This is a genomic window from Mariniflexile litorale, assembly GCF_031128465.2.
In the GTDB taxonomy this organism is placed as follows: Bacteria; Bacteroidota; Bacteroidia; order Flavobacteriales; family Flavobacteriaceae; genus Mariniflexile; species Mariniflexile litorale.
On record NZ_CP155618.1, the window covers coordinates 4031541 to 4047969 of the forward strand.

Sequence of the window (16429 nt, forward strand, 5' to 3'; positions counted from 1 at the left end):
AAAATTATTTAGTTGGTATAACAGGTTGCATAGTGCCGTCTTCATTATAATATAATTTATCAAAACAGATGGATCTGCGGTATGGATGCGGACTATCTTTATGTCCCCAACCAAATTTAGGTTCTACATCTGGATTATTTTTATAATATAAATCGGAATTATGATAAAACATATACCATTGCCCTTTGTATTCAACAATGGAGTGGTGATTGGTTCCACTATTCATTTTTGGAAGAATAACACCTTTGTAATCAAATGGTCCAAGCGGATTTTTACTTATGCCATATTTAATTTCACCACTTTCGCCTACATAGGATAAATAGTAGTTGCCTTTGTACTTGTGCATCCAAGCGGCTTCAAAAAAATCGGCTGTTCCTTCAAGTAAATGCACATTCCCATCATAAGAAATCATATCATCATTTAGCTTAATAGCATTCACAACTAATTGCCCCATATAAAGGTATGCTTGACCATCATCATCTATAAAAACTGCAGGATCAATAAAATCGCGTGTACAAACAACACCTTCTGTATTTGTGTGAATAAGCGGTTTGTTTAATGGGTCTTTAAATGGCCCATAAGGTTTATCGCCAACAGCAACACCTATTTTGCTATGTTCTACAGGATAATAAAAATAGTATTTGCCATTTCGATAGATGCAATCTGGAGCCCAGGCTTGGTTGTTTGCCCAACTCAAATCATCTAATGAAAAAGCAACACCATGGTCTGTCCAAGTTTTCATATCGGTAGTAGAAAACACATGCCAGTCTTCCATAGTAAACTTTACAGCATTGTCTTTATCATGTGATGGATACACATATAGGGTGTCGTTAAACACTCTTGCCGAGGGGTCGGCAGTATACATATGTGTTATGAATGGGTTTTGGGAAAAACTAATATGTGCTAACAAAGCACTAACTATAACTAAAACACCTTTTATTTTATTCATATTTTTTTTGACGAAATTGGATAAATATAATAAATATTTTACTTACAATAAATAGAAGTATTTCGGTTTTTAATATCCCCCACGTATTTCAATATGGATTAATTCTTTATACAAATTAATTAAAGCCGAATGTGTTTCTGAAGACAAAGCATCAATATTTGAAACTGCTGCATTTGAAACTACTTGCCTTGTAGAACTTGCTCCTGGTATAATAGCACTAACGGCTTCATGGTCTAAAATCCAGCGTAAAGCCAATTGTACCATGGTCAGGTTATCTGGTAATATATTGTTTTTGATAATTTCAACAAATTCTAAACCTTTTTCAAAGGGTAGACCTGCAAATGTTTCACCAACATTAAAGGCCTCTCCATTTCTATTATAATTTCTATGATCGTTTTCTGGAAAGCTTGTGTTACTATCAAATTTCCCTGAAAGCAACCCACTTGCTAAAGGTAAACGCACAATGATCCCAACACCTTTTGCTTGAGCTTGCGGTAATAATTGGGTTACTAATTTTTGTCTAAAAATATTAAAAATGACTTGTAGTGATAATAAGCCTTCTTGTTCTATGCAAATTAAACCTTCTTCAACCGTTTCAACACTGGCACCAAAATGTTTAATAAGACCTTCTTGCTGTAATTCGCGAAGCCAATTAAAAATAGCTCCTTCTTTTAAATAATGTGTTGGAATACAATGAAGCTGTAACAAATCTATGGAATCAACTCCCAAACGTTGTAAAGAGCCTTCAACCGATTTTCGTAATACGTCTTTTGAATATTTATCTGGATATGCATCTCCCGCTCTACCAAATTTTGTAGCCACACGTATTGGAACATCACATGTTTTTAAAAATTCACCTATTAAAATTTCACTTTTCCCATCACCATACACATCGGCAGTATCAAAAAACGTCATGCCATTTTTAACTGCTTCATTTAAAATATTAAAAGCTGTTTCTTTGGAAATGTCTTTGCCCCAATCGGCACCTAATTGCCAACAGCCCAAACCAACTTCACTAATATTAAATCCGTTAACTCCTAGTTTTCTGTTTTTCATTTTATGTACTCTTATTAATTATGAATTGAGTATAATAACATTTACATATGGAAAAAGACTCACTTCATCGTATAAATATTAAAAAAAACGAATATATAACAATTTTAAAGTTTTAATATATAGTTTTATTTTCTAACCAACCTTAATTTAAGTCTAATGAAAATTATAACCACTTTTTTAATTGTGTTTTTTATGAGTTCGAGTATGAGTCATGCACAATTTATTTCAAATGATGGTGAATGGCATGTACTTGCTGGAGCCGTAATATCAGCAACTACCTATGCTATAGTTTATTCTATTACTAAAAACAAAAAGAAAGCATTTTGGTACAGCCTAAGTACCTCTGTTTTAGCTGGTATCGCTAAAGAAGTTTATGATAGTACCAAACCCTTTAATAACTTTGATCCCGCTGATGTCGCTGCTACATCTGTTGGAGCATTAACAACCAGTGTAACTCTTAGTTTATTTGTTGGAAAAAGGAATAGAAAACGAAAAAATATAGCGTTGGTAAATTAATATTACTCAATTAAACTTTTTACAATAGTTTTTACAGGCAAAATCGCGTTTGTATGCTCAATGCTAGGTCCTGCCACCCAAACTGTTTTATAAGTGGCTTTGGTAGCAGCATTTTTGGTAGCATTCATTCCTATTGAAAAACGAATCATCTTCACCCATTTTTTAAGTTTTTTATGCTTATTTAAAACCGATTCTATCCAAGTAGTCTTCGTGCCTATTTTTTGAACATAAGGTGTGTTAATAACGGTGCATGGTGTACCCGAAATACGCTCGGTCATTACAATATCGTCTGCTCCATATTCAACACAAGCTTGTTTGTATTCGTCTGTTACGTTAGCTTCCACCGATGCTATAAATGGACTCCCTACTGAAACGCCATCGGCTCCATAACTTAACATGGCATCCATATCGGCTTTACATCCTACGCCACCAGCCGAAATAACTGGAATATTGCAATTAGAAACCAACTCTTTAATAAGATCTTCTGGTGAAAGGTTTCCTCTATGTCCACCAGCTTGATTGTTTACTGCTATAATAGCATCGGCTCCTAAAGCCTCCACTTTTTGAGCAAATTTAAGATCAACCACATCGCAAAATACTTTAATACCCACTTGATGTGCTTGTTTAATAGTTTCTTCTGGACTTCCTAAAGAAGTTATAATAAAATCACAACCTTCCTCACAAAGTACACGTAATTGTTCTTGGTATTTCAAGTTCGACTTGTTGACGATAAGATTAAAACCAAACGAACCTCCCGTTACTTTCGCTCTTTTCAACTCAAGAGCAGCTGCTTTTAATTCTTCTAAAGTTCGGTAATTAAGTGCTGGAATACAACCTGCTATTCCTTCTTTCATAGCCACAATTACCATAGAAGTATTTGAAACTAAGAACATAGGTGCCATTATAATGGGATGTTTTATATTTAAAAGTTGAGTGAGTTTTGTTGACATGTTGAAAATAGATTTAAACAAATATAACAAATATTATGCATGCATAGTAAATTAATTGTAAAATGGGTGCTTTTAATTTTCAGCAATCAAACAAGAATTAAATCTAAAGTTATAATAATTATCAATTAGTTTAGCTAAATAAACGTAGAAATTTCATTAAATATAAAATCAAGAAAAAGAACTTTGTGAATAAAAAAACGCAACCATTTCTGGTTGCGTTTTTATGTATATATAAAATTTAAAAGAAACTATTTTACTTCTTCAAAATCTACATCTTCAACATCACTAGATTCTGCTTGTCCGTTTTGATCAGCAGCATCTGGTCCTGGTTGAGCTCCACCTTGTTCAGCTTGAGCTTTGTACATTTCTTCACTAGCAACTTTCCAAGCTTCGTTTATTTTCTCTAAAGCTGGATCTATAACCGCTAAATCTTTAGTTTCAAAAGCTGTTTTTAACTCTGCAAGCGCTTCTTCAATTGGTTTCTTTTTATCATCAGATAATTTATCACCAAATTCAGTTAACTGACTTTCAGTTTGGAAAATCATTGCATCAGCAGCATTTAATTTTTCAGCCGTTTCTTTTGCTTTTGCATCAGACTCTGCATTTGCTTCTGCATCAGCTCTCATTTTCTTGATTTCTTCTTCAGTTAAACCAGAAGATGCTTCAATACGAATATCTTGTGTTTTCCCTGTAGCTTTATCACCTGCAGTGACGTGAATAATTCCGTTGGCATCAATATCAAAAGTTACTTCAATTTGAGGTGTTCCTCTTCTTGCTGGTGGAATACCGTCTAAGTGAAAACGACCAATTGTTTTGTTATCAGGTGCCATGGCTCTTTCTCCTTGTAACACGTGAATTTCTACAGATGGTTGATTATCGGCAGCTGTTGAGAATACTTGCGATTTCTTAGTAGGAATCGTTGTATTTGCCTCAATAAGCTTCGTCATTACATTACCCATCGTTTCAATACCTAATGATAATGGCGTTACGTCTAATAACAATACATCTTTAACATCACCAGATAATACACCTCCTTGAATTCCAGCTCCTAATGATACTACTTCATCAGGATTCACACCTTTACTTGGCGCTTTTCCAAAGAATTTCTCTACAGCCGATTGAACTGCAGGAATACGCGTAGAACCACCTACTAATATAACTTCGTCAATATCTTTAATTGTTAAACCCGCTGCTTTTAAAGCAGTTTGACAAGGTGCGATGGTACGTTTTACTAAATCGTCAATTAACTGTTCAAATTTAGAACGTGTTAATGTACGCACTAAGTGTTTTGGTCCACTAGCTGTTGCTGTAACATAAGGTAAATTGATTTCTGTTTGTGCAGAAGATGATAATTCAATTTTTGCTTTTTCAGCAGCTTCTTTAATACGTTGTAAAGACATTGGATCTTTTCTTAAATCCAAACCTTCTTCAGCGTTAAATTCATCTGCTAACCAATCAATTATTTTTTGATCAACATCATCTCCACCTAAGTGTGTATCTCCATCTGTAGATAATACTTCAAATACACCATCTCCTAGTTCAAGGATCGATACATCATGGGTTCCTCCACCGAAGTCAAATACCACAATTTTTTGATCTTTTCCTTTTTTATCTAAACCATACGCCAATGCAGCTGCAGTTGGTTCGTTGATTATACGACGTACTTTTAAACCAGCAATTTCTCCAGCTTCTTTAGTTGCTTGACGTTGTGAATCATTAAAGTAAGCAGGTACAGTAATAACCGCTTCTGTAACAGTAGTACCTAAATAATCTTCAGCTGTTTTCTTCATTTTTTGAAGAATCATAGCCGATAATTCTTGAGGAGTGTATAAACGCCCATCAATATCCACACGTGGGGTATCATTATCGCCTTTTACTACCTTATAAGGTACGCGTTCTGCTTCTTTTTTAGATTCAGAATATTTATTACCCATAAAACGTTTAATTGAATAAACGGTTTTTGTAGGGTTCGTTACTGCTTGTCTTTTTGCTGGGTCACCAACTTTAATTTCGCCGCCTTCAACAAAAGCAATAACCGATGGCGTTGTTCTTTTACCTTCTGCGTTTGGGATAACAACAGGTTCGTTACCCTCCATAACAGAAACGCAAGAGTTGGTTGTTCCTAAATCGATTCCAATAATTTTACTCATAATATATTTTTTATTTGTGTTGAATGTTCATTTTTATATTCGGTATGTATAAGTCAATGATTATGCCAACACGTTGCAACTGACAAGGTGTCATATTTTAAAGTTTTCAGTCGCAGGTAAAACATCGATCATCCTTTTTTCCAGGCGCCCCCCTATCGGGTCGGGCTTTCACTACTCGCTCCCTCCTACGTCGGGGAGCTCAAACAAACCGTTCAATCCCTTGCGCAACGGTTCGCAGCATTATTATTTATTAACATAATTTAAGGCTTATACCCAATCAAGTCTTTCTATATTTGTGTAAAAACACACATTAGCACATGGAATGTATTTCTGTTTTCGATATGTTAAAAATAGGTGTGGGTCCTTCTAGTTCTCACACTTTAGGTCCTTGGCGAGCTGCCGAACGTTGGATAAAAGAACTAAAAGAAGCCAATAAATTTATTGACGTCGAAAAAATTTCAGTAGACCTCTACGGCTCATTATCTTTAACAGGTAAAGGGCATGCCACAGATTATGCCGTCATGTTGGGTTTAAGCGGTGCTAATCCTGAAACCATACCTACTGAAAGCATCACATCCGTTATTTCCGAAATTAAAAACACCAAAACCATTCGTTTTAATAATGAAAAAGAAGTACCATTTAATCCAGAAACCGATATTGTTTTCAATAGAAAATTTTTACCATTTCATTCTAATGGCATGCAATTTTCCGCTACCATTAAAGGGAAAAAATTAAAAGCAACCTACTACTCTATTGGTGGTGGGTTCGTCGTTCAAGAAGAACGAAAAATTTCAAAAGCCAATAAAATAATTTTCTATTGTACATTTCCATATCCCGTGGAAACAGGTGTGGACCTTTTAAAATACTGTACGCAACTTAATAAATCAGTTTCTGAAGTGGTTTTAGAAAACGAAAAATCAATAAGATCCGTAGAAACTATCGATTTTCAACTGCAAAGTATTTGGAATACCATGCTAGAGTGTATTTATATTGGTTGCCATACCGAAGGAAATTTACCGGGTGGTTTAAATGTGAGACGCCGTGCGTTTGACACTTACCAAACCTTAAAAAGCGATTTACCATACAACTCGCCGCAAGAATGGCTTAAAACCATTCGGAAAACAGAAGTCAAATTTAGACAAATATTAAAATGGGTAAGCTGTTTTGCATTATCTGTTAACGAGGTCAATGCGTCTTTAGGTCGTGTAGTTACCGCACCCACTAATGGGAGTGCTGGCGTTATTCCCGCTGTATTAATGTATTATATGGTTATCGAAAACCATGAAGCCAATTTTAAGCATATCAAACAATTTTTATTAGTTGCTGGAGAAATTGGAAGCATCTTCAAAAAAGGCGCCACCATAAGTGCTGCAATGGGTGGTTGTCAGGCAGAAATAGGTGTGTCTTCAGCCATGGCTGCAGCAGCACTTTGTGAACTTATGGGTGGCACACCCGAACAAGTTTTAGTAGCTGCCGAAATTGCTATGGAGCACCATTTAGGTTTAACCTGCGACCCCATTGGTGGCTTGGTTCAAATACCCTGTATAGAACGTAATGCCATGGGAGCTATTAAAGCAATTAATGCCGCTGAAATGGCTTTAGACACCGACCCAAAAAACGTAAAAGTACCCTTAGATAAAGTTGTTGCCACCATGTGGGAAACAGCCAAAGACATGAATACGAAATACAAAGAAACCTCTGAAGGTGGTTTAGCGGTTGGCGTTCATTTATCAGATTGTTAATTTTTTTAGTTACAACTTTGAAACTTTAAAACTTTGAAACTTTGTAACCATGAAACTTTGAAACTTTGTAACTATGAAACTATGAAACTTTGAAACCTAACATATCTACTTAATTTATTACTTTTACATCCTATCAAAAAAAATAACATGTCTGTAGCTAAAAAAGAATACAAGCGTATCACCGTAAAAACATTGGTGGATATGAAAGCCCGTGGTGAAAAAATATCCATGCTAACAGCCTACGATTACACAATGGCTAAAATTGTGGATGGTGCGGGTATAGATGTTATTTTAGTAGGCGATTCGGCAAGTAATGTAATGGCAGGCCATGAAACCACATTGCCTATTACTTTAGATCAAATGATATATCATGCATCTTCGGTAATTCGAGCTATAGATCGTGCCTTGGTAGTGGTAGATTTACCTTTTGGAAGTTACCAAAGTGATCCAAAAGAAGCCTTACGTTCTGCTATTAGAATTATGAAAGAAAGCGGTGGGCATGCTGTAAAATTAGAAGGTGGTAAAGAAATTAAAGAATCTATAAAACGAATTTTGAATGCTGGTATTCCTGTTATGGGACATTTAGGTTTAACACCACAGTCTATTTATAAATTCGGCACTTACACCGTTCGTGCTAAAGAAGAACAAGAAGCTGCAGATTTGATTGAGGATGCCAAATTACTTGAACGTATTGGTTGTTTTGCTATTGTGCTTGAAAAAATACCTGCAAAACTAGCCCAAGAAGTAGCTGAAAGTGTGAGTATCCCTATTATTGGTATTGGTGCTGGAAATGGTGTTGATGGACAAGTTTTAGTATTACACGACATGTTAGGCATGACACATGAATTTCATCCGCGCTTTTTACGTCGTTATATGAATTTATATGAAGACATGACCAATGCTATTTCACAATATGTTGAAGATGTAAAAGCAGTGGACTTCCCTAATGATAATGAACAATATTAATAGGCATCAGGCATCAGGCAAAAATAATATTCGTGAATTAGTGGTTGAAAAAATACTTTCCAATAAAAACAATCTTCAAGTTTTATTTGAAGACAACCATATTATTGTAGTAAACAAACGAGCTGGCGATATTGTGCAAGGGGACAAAACCGGTGATAAACCATTAAGTGAGGTTGTTAAAAGTTATATAAAAGACAAATACAAAAAACCTGGAAATGTCTATTTAGGAGTTGTACATCGTTTAGACCGACCTACCACAGGTCTTGTTATATTTGCAAAGACAAGCAAAGTGCTTCCCCGATTAAATGCTTTATTTGTTTCAAAAGATATTGATAAAACCTATTGGGCCATTGTAAAAAATGACCCACCGAAAGTTGAAGACACTTTAATTAATTGGCTGAAAAAAAATCCTAAAAACAACAAATCTACTGCTTACCCAAAAGAAGTAAAAGATAGTAAAAAAGCCATTCTTCATTATAAAATATTAAAGAAATTAGACCTTTATTTTCTACTTGAAATTAATTTAGAAACGGGTAGACACCACCAAATACGTTCTCAATTATCAAATATTGGTTGCCCCATAAAAGGCGATTTAAAGTACGGTTTCAATAGAAGCAACAGTGATGCCAGCATCCATTTACATGCCAGACACATTACCTTCACGCATCCTGTAAAATTAGAGGTTATAACTATTACTGCTCCTTTACCTAATGATTCTATTTGGAATACTTGCAACGGTTAATTTCATATCTTTATAAAAAAACATTTTGGATAGCATTAGCAACATTGTTTCGTCTCAAAAAACATTTTTTAACTCACAAAAAACAAAATCGGTTACAAGCAGATTGGTTTATTTGAACGCTTTAAAAAATGAAATTCTTTCAAAAGAACATGCTATTTATGAAGCATTGTATAAAGACTTTAAAAAATCAGAGTTTGAAACCTTTATTAGTGAGTTTGGTCTCGTAATATCTCAACTAAATTTGGTGATTAAAAATCTAAACAAATGGGCAAAACCACAACAGGTTAAATCCTCTATCTTAACATTCCCTTCAAAAGATTATATCTATAAAGAGCCTTACGGAAACGTGTTGGTTATTTCTCCATGGAATTACCCTTTTTTATTAGCTCTAGAGCCACTTATTATGGCCGTTGCCGCAGGAAATACAGTAGTTTTAAAACCAAGTGAACTTACCAAACATACCTCGCAAATATTAACCGATATCATTAAAACCGTTTTTCCTGAAGACTATATTACCTCTGTACAAGGCGATGCACATGTAGCCACAGAATTACTAAGTCAAAAATGGGGTTATATTTTCTTTACAGGAAGTGTCTCTGTTGGTAAAATAGTAGCTGAAGCAGCAGCCAAACACTTGACCCCTGTTACTTTAGAATTAGGTGGTAAATCGCCCTGTATTATTGATGATACCGCCAACTTAAAACTTACAGCAAAACGTTTAGTTTGGGGTAAGTTTTTTAATGCCGGGCAAACATGTATTGCACCCGATTATGTTATAATTAAACGCCATATAAAAAAAGAATTTATCGAACTTTTAAAAGAAGAGATAACCCAATTTTATGGAGAAAATCCAAAAGAATCTATAGATTATCCAAGAATTATAAATACTAAAAACACCCTGTGTTTAGCAAAAATGTTAAAAGACAACCATGTTATTTTTGGAGGAACTATAGATGAAACGGATAACTACGTTGCTCCTACTTTAATTGATGAACCAGCATTAGACAGTGAAGTAATGCGTTCTGAAATTTTTGGTCCCATTTTACCCATTCTAACTTATGACACTGAAAAAGATATAGAAAGCATCATTACTAATTTTGAAAAACCATTGGCGTTGTATACTTTTTCGAGTAACAAAACTTTTATAAACCATATATTAAATACCTATAGTTTTGGTGGTGGCGTAGTGAATGACGTTTTAATTCATTTTAGTAACCATAGGCTACCATTTGGAGGCGTTGGTACTAGTGGTATGGGGGTTTATCATGGCAAGCATGGATTTGATACTTTTTCACATGATAAATCTGTTATAAAGCGAGGGACTTGGCTAGACCCAACTACACGATATGCTCCTTACAAACAAAACTTTGGGTTTATAAAAAAACTATTTAATTTCTTTTCTTAGATGTCAAAAGGGTAATTAATTACTAATTTAACACCTTTATTTGGTTGTGATGTTAAATCTAGCTTTGCTTTTACAAGTGCCGCTCTACTTTTCATATTAATTAATCCCGAACCTTTTTCAACGGTATTAATATCAAACCCTTTACCGTCATCTGTTGCAGTAATAATCAGCTGTTTTGGTTGATAATCTAAAATAATATTTAAGTTTTTTGCCTCGGAATATTTCACGGAATTTGATAAAAATTCTTGAAGGATTCTAAATATTATAATCTCATGTTTTCTGTTGATGAACTCAATTTTATCACCTATCATCTTTAGTTCTGCTGACGTGAATTTCATCTTTTTTAATCGATTCAATTCATTAGTTATAGATTTTTCAAAACCTATATTTAAAACAACTTCATTGTTTAAGGTTTTAGATAATTGGCGTACTTCTGCTAAACTTTCTTTAAGTGCATCGGAAGTGTCTTTAAATTTATCTTTAACATCATCGGCTACTTGCATTTTTAAAATACTTAATTGCATACTTGCAAAAGAGAGTAACTGACCAATATTATCATGTAATTCCCAACCAATATTTTTTAAAGTTTGCTCCTGTGTTTCAGTCTGTGCTTGAGTAATTTCTGCTTCAAAAGCTTGTTGTTGTTTTACTCTCTCAAGGAGTAATTTGTTTTTACGTTTTAAAAACACTACAAAAAAAATAATTACTAACGTAGTTACAATAACCAACACGGATATCATGTAAATAAGCAAATACCTCTCGGAAGCGGTACTAGTTAATCGTTCTGTGGTCTGCACCATATTAAAGCAAATGTAAAAATTGAGTACATGAATATATTAGCAAATAAATAGATTTGCCATCTTAAAAAAATAAAAGTCCAGTCTCTATTTGAATTTCCTGATTCGTATACGAAATAGACATCATAAAAAACTATTGGTGTAATAATTAACCACCAAATAAAAATTGCTGCACTAATATAAAAATTTATAGATTTATAAAATGTTAGAATTCTATCACTTTGTAAGGTTTCTAAAAAGTATAATACCGTACATAAAAAAATGACCAAAGCTCCTAAAATGCTAATTACTGTAAAAAACGTGTGAAAAAACCTATTCCAATTAAAAACAATATAAAATATAGAAACAGCTAAAAAAGCATAACTTCCAAACTTAATAATATCTTTAAAAATTTTGGTTTTTAAAACTTTCACATAATAGAAAGAAAAGAACATAATAGCTCCTATCTTCCAAAACATAGTGGTCCACCAATGATTTGTTTCTATTTTAGTTCCCATTAAAAAATTCAGAAACCTGTCTTTGCGAACATAAGTTGTGTATCTTCCTATTAACTCACAAAGAGTTAAATAAATCAAAAAATAAATAAAATATTTAGCAGTACTATTTTTATATTTCCTAAAAAAAAACACACCAGTTAAGGCTGCAAGCACCTCAACCAAGTGTGTTATTAAAAAATAATTTTTTAATAAAAAGTCTTCCACTAGAAATTAATGAGGATACCCATCGTTACCTCCAGTACCTTCATTTAAAGGATCTACAGGGATATTTTCATGTTTATTACCAGCACCAAGTAAACTTGGAACATTACTAGCTTCAGATGTTTTTTCATGACCTGTTGGCACAATAAACATGGTATTTCGGTTTCTCTTACTTGGTATTGAACTTTTACCATAATTACCTAAATAAATACGAACTCCCGTCATAGTATAACCTACACTATCCGATTGATGTTTTGCATAATACAAATAGTCTTCAACATCTTTTAAAGTCCACATAACAGAACGCATAGCTTTTCTTGGTCCTTCCACATCAATAAGTGAATCAATCTCAGTATCATTGTTATGAGCCCAATTAGCACTTAGTTTTTCAGCTTCTAAAATTGTAATGACTCCTGTTGGCCTATCAATTTCAATAGTTTCTTGGTTCACGAAGCGCGGGCAAAAATAATAAGTTAACCCAGCTCCAATAATAAATCCCAAAATAATGTACATTAGTTTTTTCATGTTTTTAATTTTACGTGATTAATAGCTGCTTAAAAATAGTAAAAATATTTAATGTATGTAAGATTAAGTTTTCTGAAATGAAAATTCATCGATAAATTATGTTGCAAACCCACACCTACTGTAAATAACCAATAACCATTAATAGATTCCAACACAAAAAGTTCTATATTTTAAAAACACTTGTTGGGCTTCTGAAATCCCAAAGAAAATGAACACTTGCATGCAAAAAGAAAAGTAGGGGAGTCAAGTAATCAGCGTACCTCTATAAAATACTAGTATTTTATAGAGGTACGCTGATTTATAGAAACTAATCTTTATTTTAATAATAACTTTTTAATTTCTTCTAACTCTTTTTCAATGGCTAGCTGCTTCAACTTTAAAGCTTCGTTTTCCGATTTTAAGACTTTAATTTCTTCGGTTTGTTCTTGAATAGCTTTAACCATTGGAGACATTAAATCATTATACCTAACACTTAGCATTCCTTCATCATCTACTGTTATAATGCTACTATTTTTTATGCCGCTATTTTTTAAGGCCTCTCTCAACTCTTGAGCAATAAAGCCATATTCGAGTTTATCAGTTTCATTATTATTTCGGTAATAAGACACTGGGCGTAATTTGTTTATGAAATCTAAACCTAAATTAGAATTTTCAATCGTGTTTTTCAATCTTGCATCTGATGTGACAGACCATGCAACTTGGACTCCTGCGTAAAAAATATATTCGTTACCAATACGCACTTGATTACTTGCAGTAGCCGTTGGTACTTGAGCCCAAGATCCAATAACTATATTATTATGTCCAGTTGTAGTACTTGAAGCATTGTAGCCGATTGCTATATTTTGTTGCCCTGTTGTATTTGACTTAAGTGATAAGTAACCAATTGCCGTATTGTGAGTTCCGGTTGTATTTGCACTAAGTGCCTCAGTTCCTACTGCGGTATTATGAGTTCCAGTTGTATTGAGTTGAAGCGAGTTTTCACCCATTGCTGTGTTGAACCCCCCTGTTGTATTCCCTTGTAGAGATTGATATCCTATTGCTGTATTGTCAGCTCCAATTGAATTATTATGTAGAGAAGATTTTCCTACTGCAGTATTTCTACCCCCTGATGTATTAAGCAATAATGAGTATTCTCCAATAGCAGTATTAAGTATTCCGGTTTCATTCGCATTAAGAGAATGGTTTCCTACTGCTGTATTACCACGCCCAACTGTATTAGATGAAAGGGAAGAACCTCCTATAGCAGTATTGCTATAACCCGATGTGTTAGCTGAAAGAGAAGTGCTCCCTATTGCTGTGTTGCTATATCCAGAAGTATTTGAACTCAAAGTTGAAATACCAAAGGATGTATTTGAATTAGTTATCTTACCTGCTAACACGTTATTACGTTTAAAAACCAAATCCTGATTATCTGTAGTGCCAATAAAATTCACTGCTGAGTTGGTACCAGAATTACCTAAAATGTTCCAAGCATCTTTACTTTCTGTTATTAATCGCAACCATTTTGAACCACCCCAGTAATAATAACCAGGTGTTACATCTAAAACAGTAGCATTGTTATAAATTAATAAACTAGTGGTAGGTGATGCTATTGTTGTATTATCTGATGTAGACGATAAACTAATTCTTGGAACTAATACACCTTTGTTTGTGCTAGTAATATCTAAGACAGAAGAAGCCTTAGGGGTTGTTGTTCCTATACCTACCTGAGCATTAATACCATATGTACATAAAAGTGCGAAAAGTAGTGTTTTTTTCATATATAGTGTTTTTTCATTAATAATAGCTCGATAAATATATTAAATTTCGTGTGAAAACACTTCAAAAAGTAAAAAAAACAGATTAAAAACACATTAAACACATAAATATAGGAAAATTCATGTAAAAAAAACCGATGAAAGGAAAAAAGTGGCAGAAATGACTTTTGATATTATTCCAGAATATAACCAATCCCCTTTTAAATCATCTATTTTAGATTCAAAAAACTTAAATTCAATCCATTAAGCTTCGGTAAGTAGTATGATGTATAGCTTTTCACCATATTTATTTAAGATACTTTTCTTATTATCATAAAAATCATTATTTAAGTAATGTACAAAAGTATAAGATGCGTTATTATACACTTATTGCCGTTGTGTGTTTCACCTCGTTAATCATAAACATACTGTGCGTACTACCAATATGGTTAATACTTGTTAGTTTATTTACCATAAACTCTCTAAAAGCTGCCATGTCTTTTACTAAAACCTTCAATAAATAATCATAATCACCACTTATGTGATAGCATTCTAAAACTTCTTCTAAATTAGCCACTTCCTTTTCAAACTTGACTACATAATTTTGAGTATGTTGCGTAAGTTTTATGTGGCAAAATGCTACAAATGATTTATTTACCTTTTCCTTTTTAATCAATGCAACATACTTATCAATAATACCTTGTTTTTCAAGTTTTTTTATCCGTTCATATACAGCAGTTACTGATAGATTTAAGGTATTAGAAAGTTCTTTATTCGTTTTTTTACTGTCCTGTTGTAATAATGTTATCAGTTTTTTATCAATAAAATCAAATTGCATAATTGAAAATTTTTCATGAAAATAGGTGCTATCTTCTAATTTATAGTAAATATAACGGTTATAAGTAATTATATTAGTTTTATTTTCTATAAAATAGATTCTACCTTGTTTTTAAAACTAAATTAAATGATTTTTGTTATAAATATAAAATGAAATTCATGGCTTTTAAACCCGCAAATAACATTCAAGATTTACAATATTTTGGAGAATTCGGAGGCGTAAATCCTTCCATTTCAGATTCTTCAACCTACACTTTTTTATCAGCAAAAACCATGTTTGATACGTTTGAAGGTAATGCCGATGGATGTTATTTATACTCACGCCACTCCTCGCCTTCTAATTTATATTTAGGTGAAGCTTTAGCAGCTATGGAAGGTACAGAAACTGCTAATGTTTCAGCATCTGGGATGGGGGCGATAACTCCAGCATTACTACAATTATGTGGTGCAGGAGATCATATTGTTTCTAGTAGAACTATATATGGTGGTACTTATGCATTCTTAAAAAATTTTACACCACGATTTAATATTAAAACATCTTTTGTAGATATTACAAATTTAGAAATTGTTGAAGCCGCTATTACAAAAAACACGAAGGTATTATATTGTGAATCGGTTAGTAACCCACTTTTAGAAGTTGCAGATATTAAAGGTTTAGCTGCTATAGCAAAAAAACACCAATTAAAATTAATAGTTGATAATACGTTTTCCCCACTATCTATATCGCCAGTCAAATTGGGTGCCGATGTAGTGATTCACAGTTTAACAAAATTCATTAACGGTTCTAGTGATACTGTGGGAGGTGTGGTTTGTGGTACACAAGAATTTATTAATGATTTACGAAATGTAAATAATGGAGCCTCTATGTTATTAGGCTCTACTATGGATAGTTTAAGAGCTGCCTCAGTTTTAAAAAATCTGCGTACACTTCATATAAGAATGCAACAACACAGTAAAAACGGATTGTTTTTAGCTGAAAAATTTGAAGCTGATGGTTTAAAAACAGTCTATCCTGGACTTAAATCGCATCCTTCACATGAACTATTTAAAAGTATGATGAATACTCAATATGGTTTTGGTGGTATGCTAACTATTGATGTAGGTTCTATAGAAAAAGCTAATGAATTGATGGAACTTATGCAAAACCGCAATTTAGGTTATCTTGCTGTTAGTTTAGGTTTTTACAAAACACTGTTCAGTGCTCCTGGAACTTCTACATCCTCTGAAATACCTTTAGACGAACAAAAAGCCATGGGTTTAAGTGATGGATTAATTCGTTTTTCTATTGGATTAGATGATGATATTGAACGTACTTACAGTATGATGAACGCTTGTATGAAAGAACTTAGTATACTATAAA

At 33.3% G+C, this 16429-nt stretch carries 15 protein-coding genes; 6 read left to right on the forward strand and 9 right to left on the reverse strand.

The annotated features are described in order from the left end of the window. Nucleotides 1-4 precede the first annotated feature (4 nt). Both QLS71_RS17075 and QLS71_RS17080 read right to left on the reverse strand, forming a co-directional pair. Nucleotides 5-949: a family 43 glycosylhydrolase gene (locus QLS71_RS17075; RefSeq protein ID WP_308991995.1), complete on the reverse strand. Its 945-nt coding sequence runs from the start codon at nucleotides 947-949 to the stop codon at nucleotides 5-7. A gap of 69 nt (nucleotides 950-1018) precedes the next feature. Next, complete coding sequence (locus tag QLS71_RS17080) at nucleotides 1019-2005, reverse strand: aldo/keto reductase (RefSeq protein ID WP_308991996.1); 987 nt, start codon at nucleotides 2003-2005, stop codon at nucleotides 1019-1021. Between the two features lie 156 nt (nucleotides 2006-2161). On the opposite strand from QLS71_RS17080, the gene QLS71_RS17085 reads away from it, so the two are divergent. Next, entirely contained in the window at nucleotides 2162-2521 is a 360-nt protein-coding gene (locus QLS71_RS17085) for a hypothetical protein (protein WP_308991997.1), read from the forward strand. Nucleotides 2522-2523: 2 nt separating this feature from the next. Here QLS71_RS17085 and QLS71_RS17090 read toward each other — a convergent pair whose 3' ends face one another. Together QLS71_RS17090 and dnaK are read right to left on the reverse strand one after the other, a co-directional pair. Continuing rightward, nucleotides 2524-3471: a nitronate monooxygenase gene (locus tag QLS71_RS17090; RefSeq protein WP_308991998.1), complete on the reverse strand. Its 948-nt coding sequence runs from the start codon at nucleotides 3469-3471 to the stop codon at nucleotides 2524-2526. A 248-nt stretch (nucleotides 3472-3719) separates the two neighbouring features. Further along, a complete protein-coding gene (gene dnaK, locus QLS71_RS17095) occupies nucleotides 3720-5621 on the reverse strand; it encodes a molecular chaperone DnaK (RefSeq protein ID WP_308991999.1) in 1902 nt (633 codons plus the stop codon). A gap of 317 nt (nucleotides 5622-5938) precedes the next feature. Here dnaK and QLS71_RS17100 point away from each other — a divergent pair, with 317 nt between their 5' ends. The 4 genes from QLS71_RS17100 to QLS71_RS17115 all read left to right on the forward strand — a co-directional run bounded on the left by QLS71_RS17100 (nucleotide 5939) and on the right by QLS71_RS17115 (nucleotide 10476). Further along, on the forward strand, nucleotides 5939-7363 hold the full coding sequence (locus tag QLS71_RS17100) for an L-serine ammonia-lyase (RefSeq protein ID WP_308992000.1): 1425 nt from the start codon (nucleotides 5939-5941) through the stop codon (nucleotides 7361-7363). A gap of 147 nt (nucleotides 7364-7510) precedes the next feature. Continuing rightward, on the forward strand, nucleotides 7511-8329 hold the full coding sequence (gene panB, locus QLS71_RS17105; protein WP_308992001.1) for a 3-methyl-2-oxobutanoate hydroxymethyltransferase: 819 nt from the start codon (nucleotides 7511-7513) through the stop codon (nucleotides 8327-8329). Continuing rightward, nucleotides 8316-9071: an RluA family pseudouridine synthase gene (locus QLS71_RS17110; protein WP_308992002.1), complete on the forward strand. Its 756-nt coding sequence runs from the start codon at nucleotides 8316-8318 to the stop codon at nucleotides 9069-9071. The genes panB and QLS71_RS17110 overlap by 14 nt, the downstream gene beginning before the upstream one ends. 25 nt (nucleotides 9072-9096) lie before the next feature. Then, nucleotides 9097-10476 (forward strand): aldehyde dehydrogenase, encoded by a 1380-nt coding sequence (locus QLS71_RS17115; RefSeq protein WP_308992003.1) that lies wholly within the window; start codon nucleotides 9097-9099, stop codon nucleotides 10474-10476. Here the strand turns inward: QLS71_RS17115 and QLS71_RS17120 are convergent. The 5 genes from QLS71_RS17120 to QLS71_RS17140 all read right to left on the reverse strand — a co-directional run bounded on the left by QLS71_RS17120 (nucleotide 10473) and on the right by QLS71_RS17140 (nucleotide 15070). Then, on the reverse strand, nucleotides 10473-11276 hold the full coding sequence (locus QLS71_RS17120; RefSeq protein ID WP_308992004.1) for a histidine kinase: 804 nt from the start codon (nucleotides 11274-11276) through the stop codon (nucleotides 10473-10475). The two genes, QLS71_RS17115 and QLS71_RS17120, sit on opposite strands and share 4 nt — an antisense overlap. Further along, nucleotides 11252-11770, reverse strand: a complete 519-nt coding sequence (locus QLS71_RS17125; protein ID WP_308992005.1) for a hypothetical protein — start codon at nucleotides 11768-11770, stop codon at nucleotides 11252-11254. Before QLS71_RS17125 ends, QLS71_RS17120 begins: the two co-directional genes overlap by 25 nt. Nucleotides 11771-11980: 210 nt before the next feature. Continuing rightward, a complete protein-coding gene (locus tag QLS71_RS17130; protein ID WP_308992006.1) occupies nucleotides 11981-12496 on the reverse strand; it encodes a hypothetical protein in 516 nt (171 codons plus the stop codon). Nucleotides 12497-12810: 314 nt separating this feature from the next. Continuing rightward, entirely contained in the window at nucleotides 12811-14256 is a 1446-nt protein-coding gene (locus QLS71_RS17135; RefSeq protein WP_308992007.1) for a tail fiber domain-containing protein, read from the reverse strand. 355 nt (nucleotides 14257-14611) lie between these two features. Next, nucleotides 14612-15070, reverse strand: coding sequence for an Lrp/AsnC family transcriptional regulator (locus QLS71_RS17140; protein WP_308992008.1), 459 nt, complete (start codon nucleotides 15068-15070; stop codon nucleotides 14612-14614). Between the two features lie 158 nt (nucleotides 15071-15228). On the opposite strand from QLS71_RS17140, the gene QLS71_RS17145 reads away from it, so the two are divergent. Further along, nucleotides 15229-16428, forward strand: coding sequence for an aminotransferase class I/II-fold pyridoxal phosphate-dependent enzyme (locus QLS71_RS17145; RefSeq protein WP_308992009.1), 1200 nt, complete (start codon nucleotides 15229-15231; stop codon nucleotides 16426-16428). Nucleotide 16429 lies beyond the last annotated feature (1 nt).

What these genes read in the sequence shown, in the direction of transcription:
- QLS71_RS17075 (WP_308991995.1), bottom strand. Translation starts at nt 949, where the DNA reads ATGAATAAAATAAAAGGTGTTTTAGTTATAGTTAGTGCTTTGTTAGCA.
- QLS71_RS17080 (WP_308991996.1), bottom strand. Translation starts at nt 2,005, where the DNA reads ATGAAAAACAGAAAACTAGGAGTTAACGGATTTAATATTAGTGAAGTT.
- QLS71_RS17085 (WP_308991997.1), top strand. Translation starts at nt 2,162, where the DNA reads ATGAAAATTATAACCACTTTTTTAATTGTGTTTTTTATGAGTTCGAGT.
- QLS71_RS17090 (WP_308991998.1), bottom strand. Translation starts at nt 3,471, where the DNA reads ATGTCAACAAAACTCACTCAACTTTTAAATATAAAACATCCCATTATA.
- dnaK (WP_308991999.1), bottom strand. Translation starts at nt 5,621, where the DNA reads ATGAGTAAAATTATTGGAATCGATTTAGGAACAACCAACTCTTGCGTT.
- QLS71_RS17100 (WP_308992000.1), top strand. Translation starts at nt 5,939, where the DNA reads ATGGAATGTATTTCTGTTTTCGATATGTTAAAAATAGGTGTGGGTCCT.
- panB (WP_308992001.1), top strand. Translation starts at nt 7,511, where the DNA reads ATGTCTGTAGCTAAAAAAGAATACAAGCGTATCACCGTAAAAACATTG.
- QLS71_RS17110 (WP_308992002.1), top strand. Translation starts at nt 8,316, where the DNA reads ATGAACAATATTAATAGGCATCAGGCATCAGGCAAAAATAATATTCGT.
- QLS71_RS17120 (WP_308992004.1), bottom strand. Translation starts at nt 11,276, where the DNA reads ATGGTGCAGACCACAGAACGATTAACTAGTACCGCTTCCGAGAGGTAT.
- QLS71_RS17125 (WP_308992005.1), bottom strand. Translation starts at nt 11,770, where the DNA reads ATGGGAACTAAAATAGAAACAAATCATTGGTGGACCACTATGTTTTGG.
- QLS71_RS17130 (WP_308992006.1), bottom strand. Translation starts at nt 12,496, where the DNA reads ATGAAAAAACTAATGTACATTATTTTGGGATTTATTATTGGAGCTGGG.
- QLS71_RS17135 (WP_308992007.1), bottom strand. Translation starts at nt 14,256, where the DNA reads ATGAAAAAAACACTACTTTTCGCACTTTTATGTACATATGGTATTAAT.
- QLS71_RS17140 (WP_308992008.1), bottom strand. Translation starts at nt 15,070, where the DNA reads ATGCAATTTGATTTTATTGATAAAAAACTGATAACATTATTACAACAG.
- QLS71_RS17145 (WP_308992009.1), top strand. Translation starts at nt 15,229, where the DNA reads ATGGCTTTTAAACCCGCAAATAACATTCAAGATTTACAATATTTTGGA.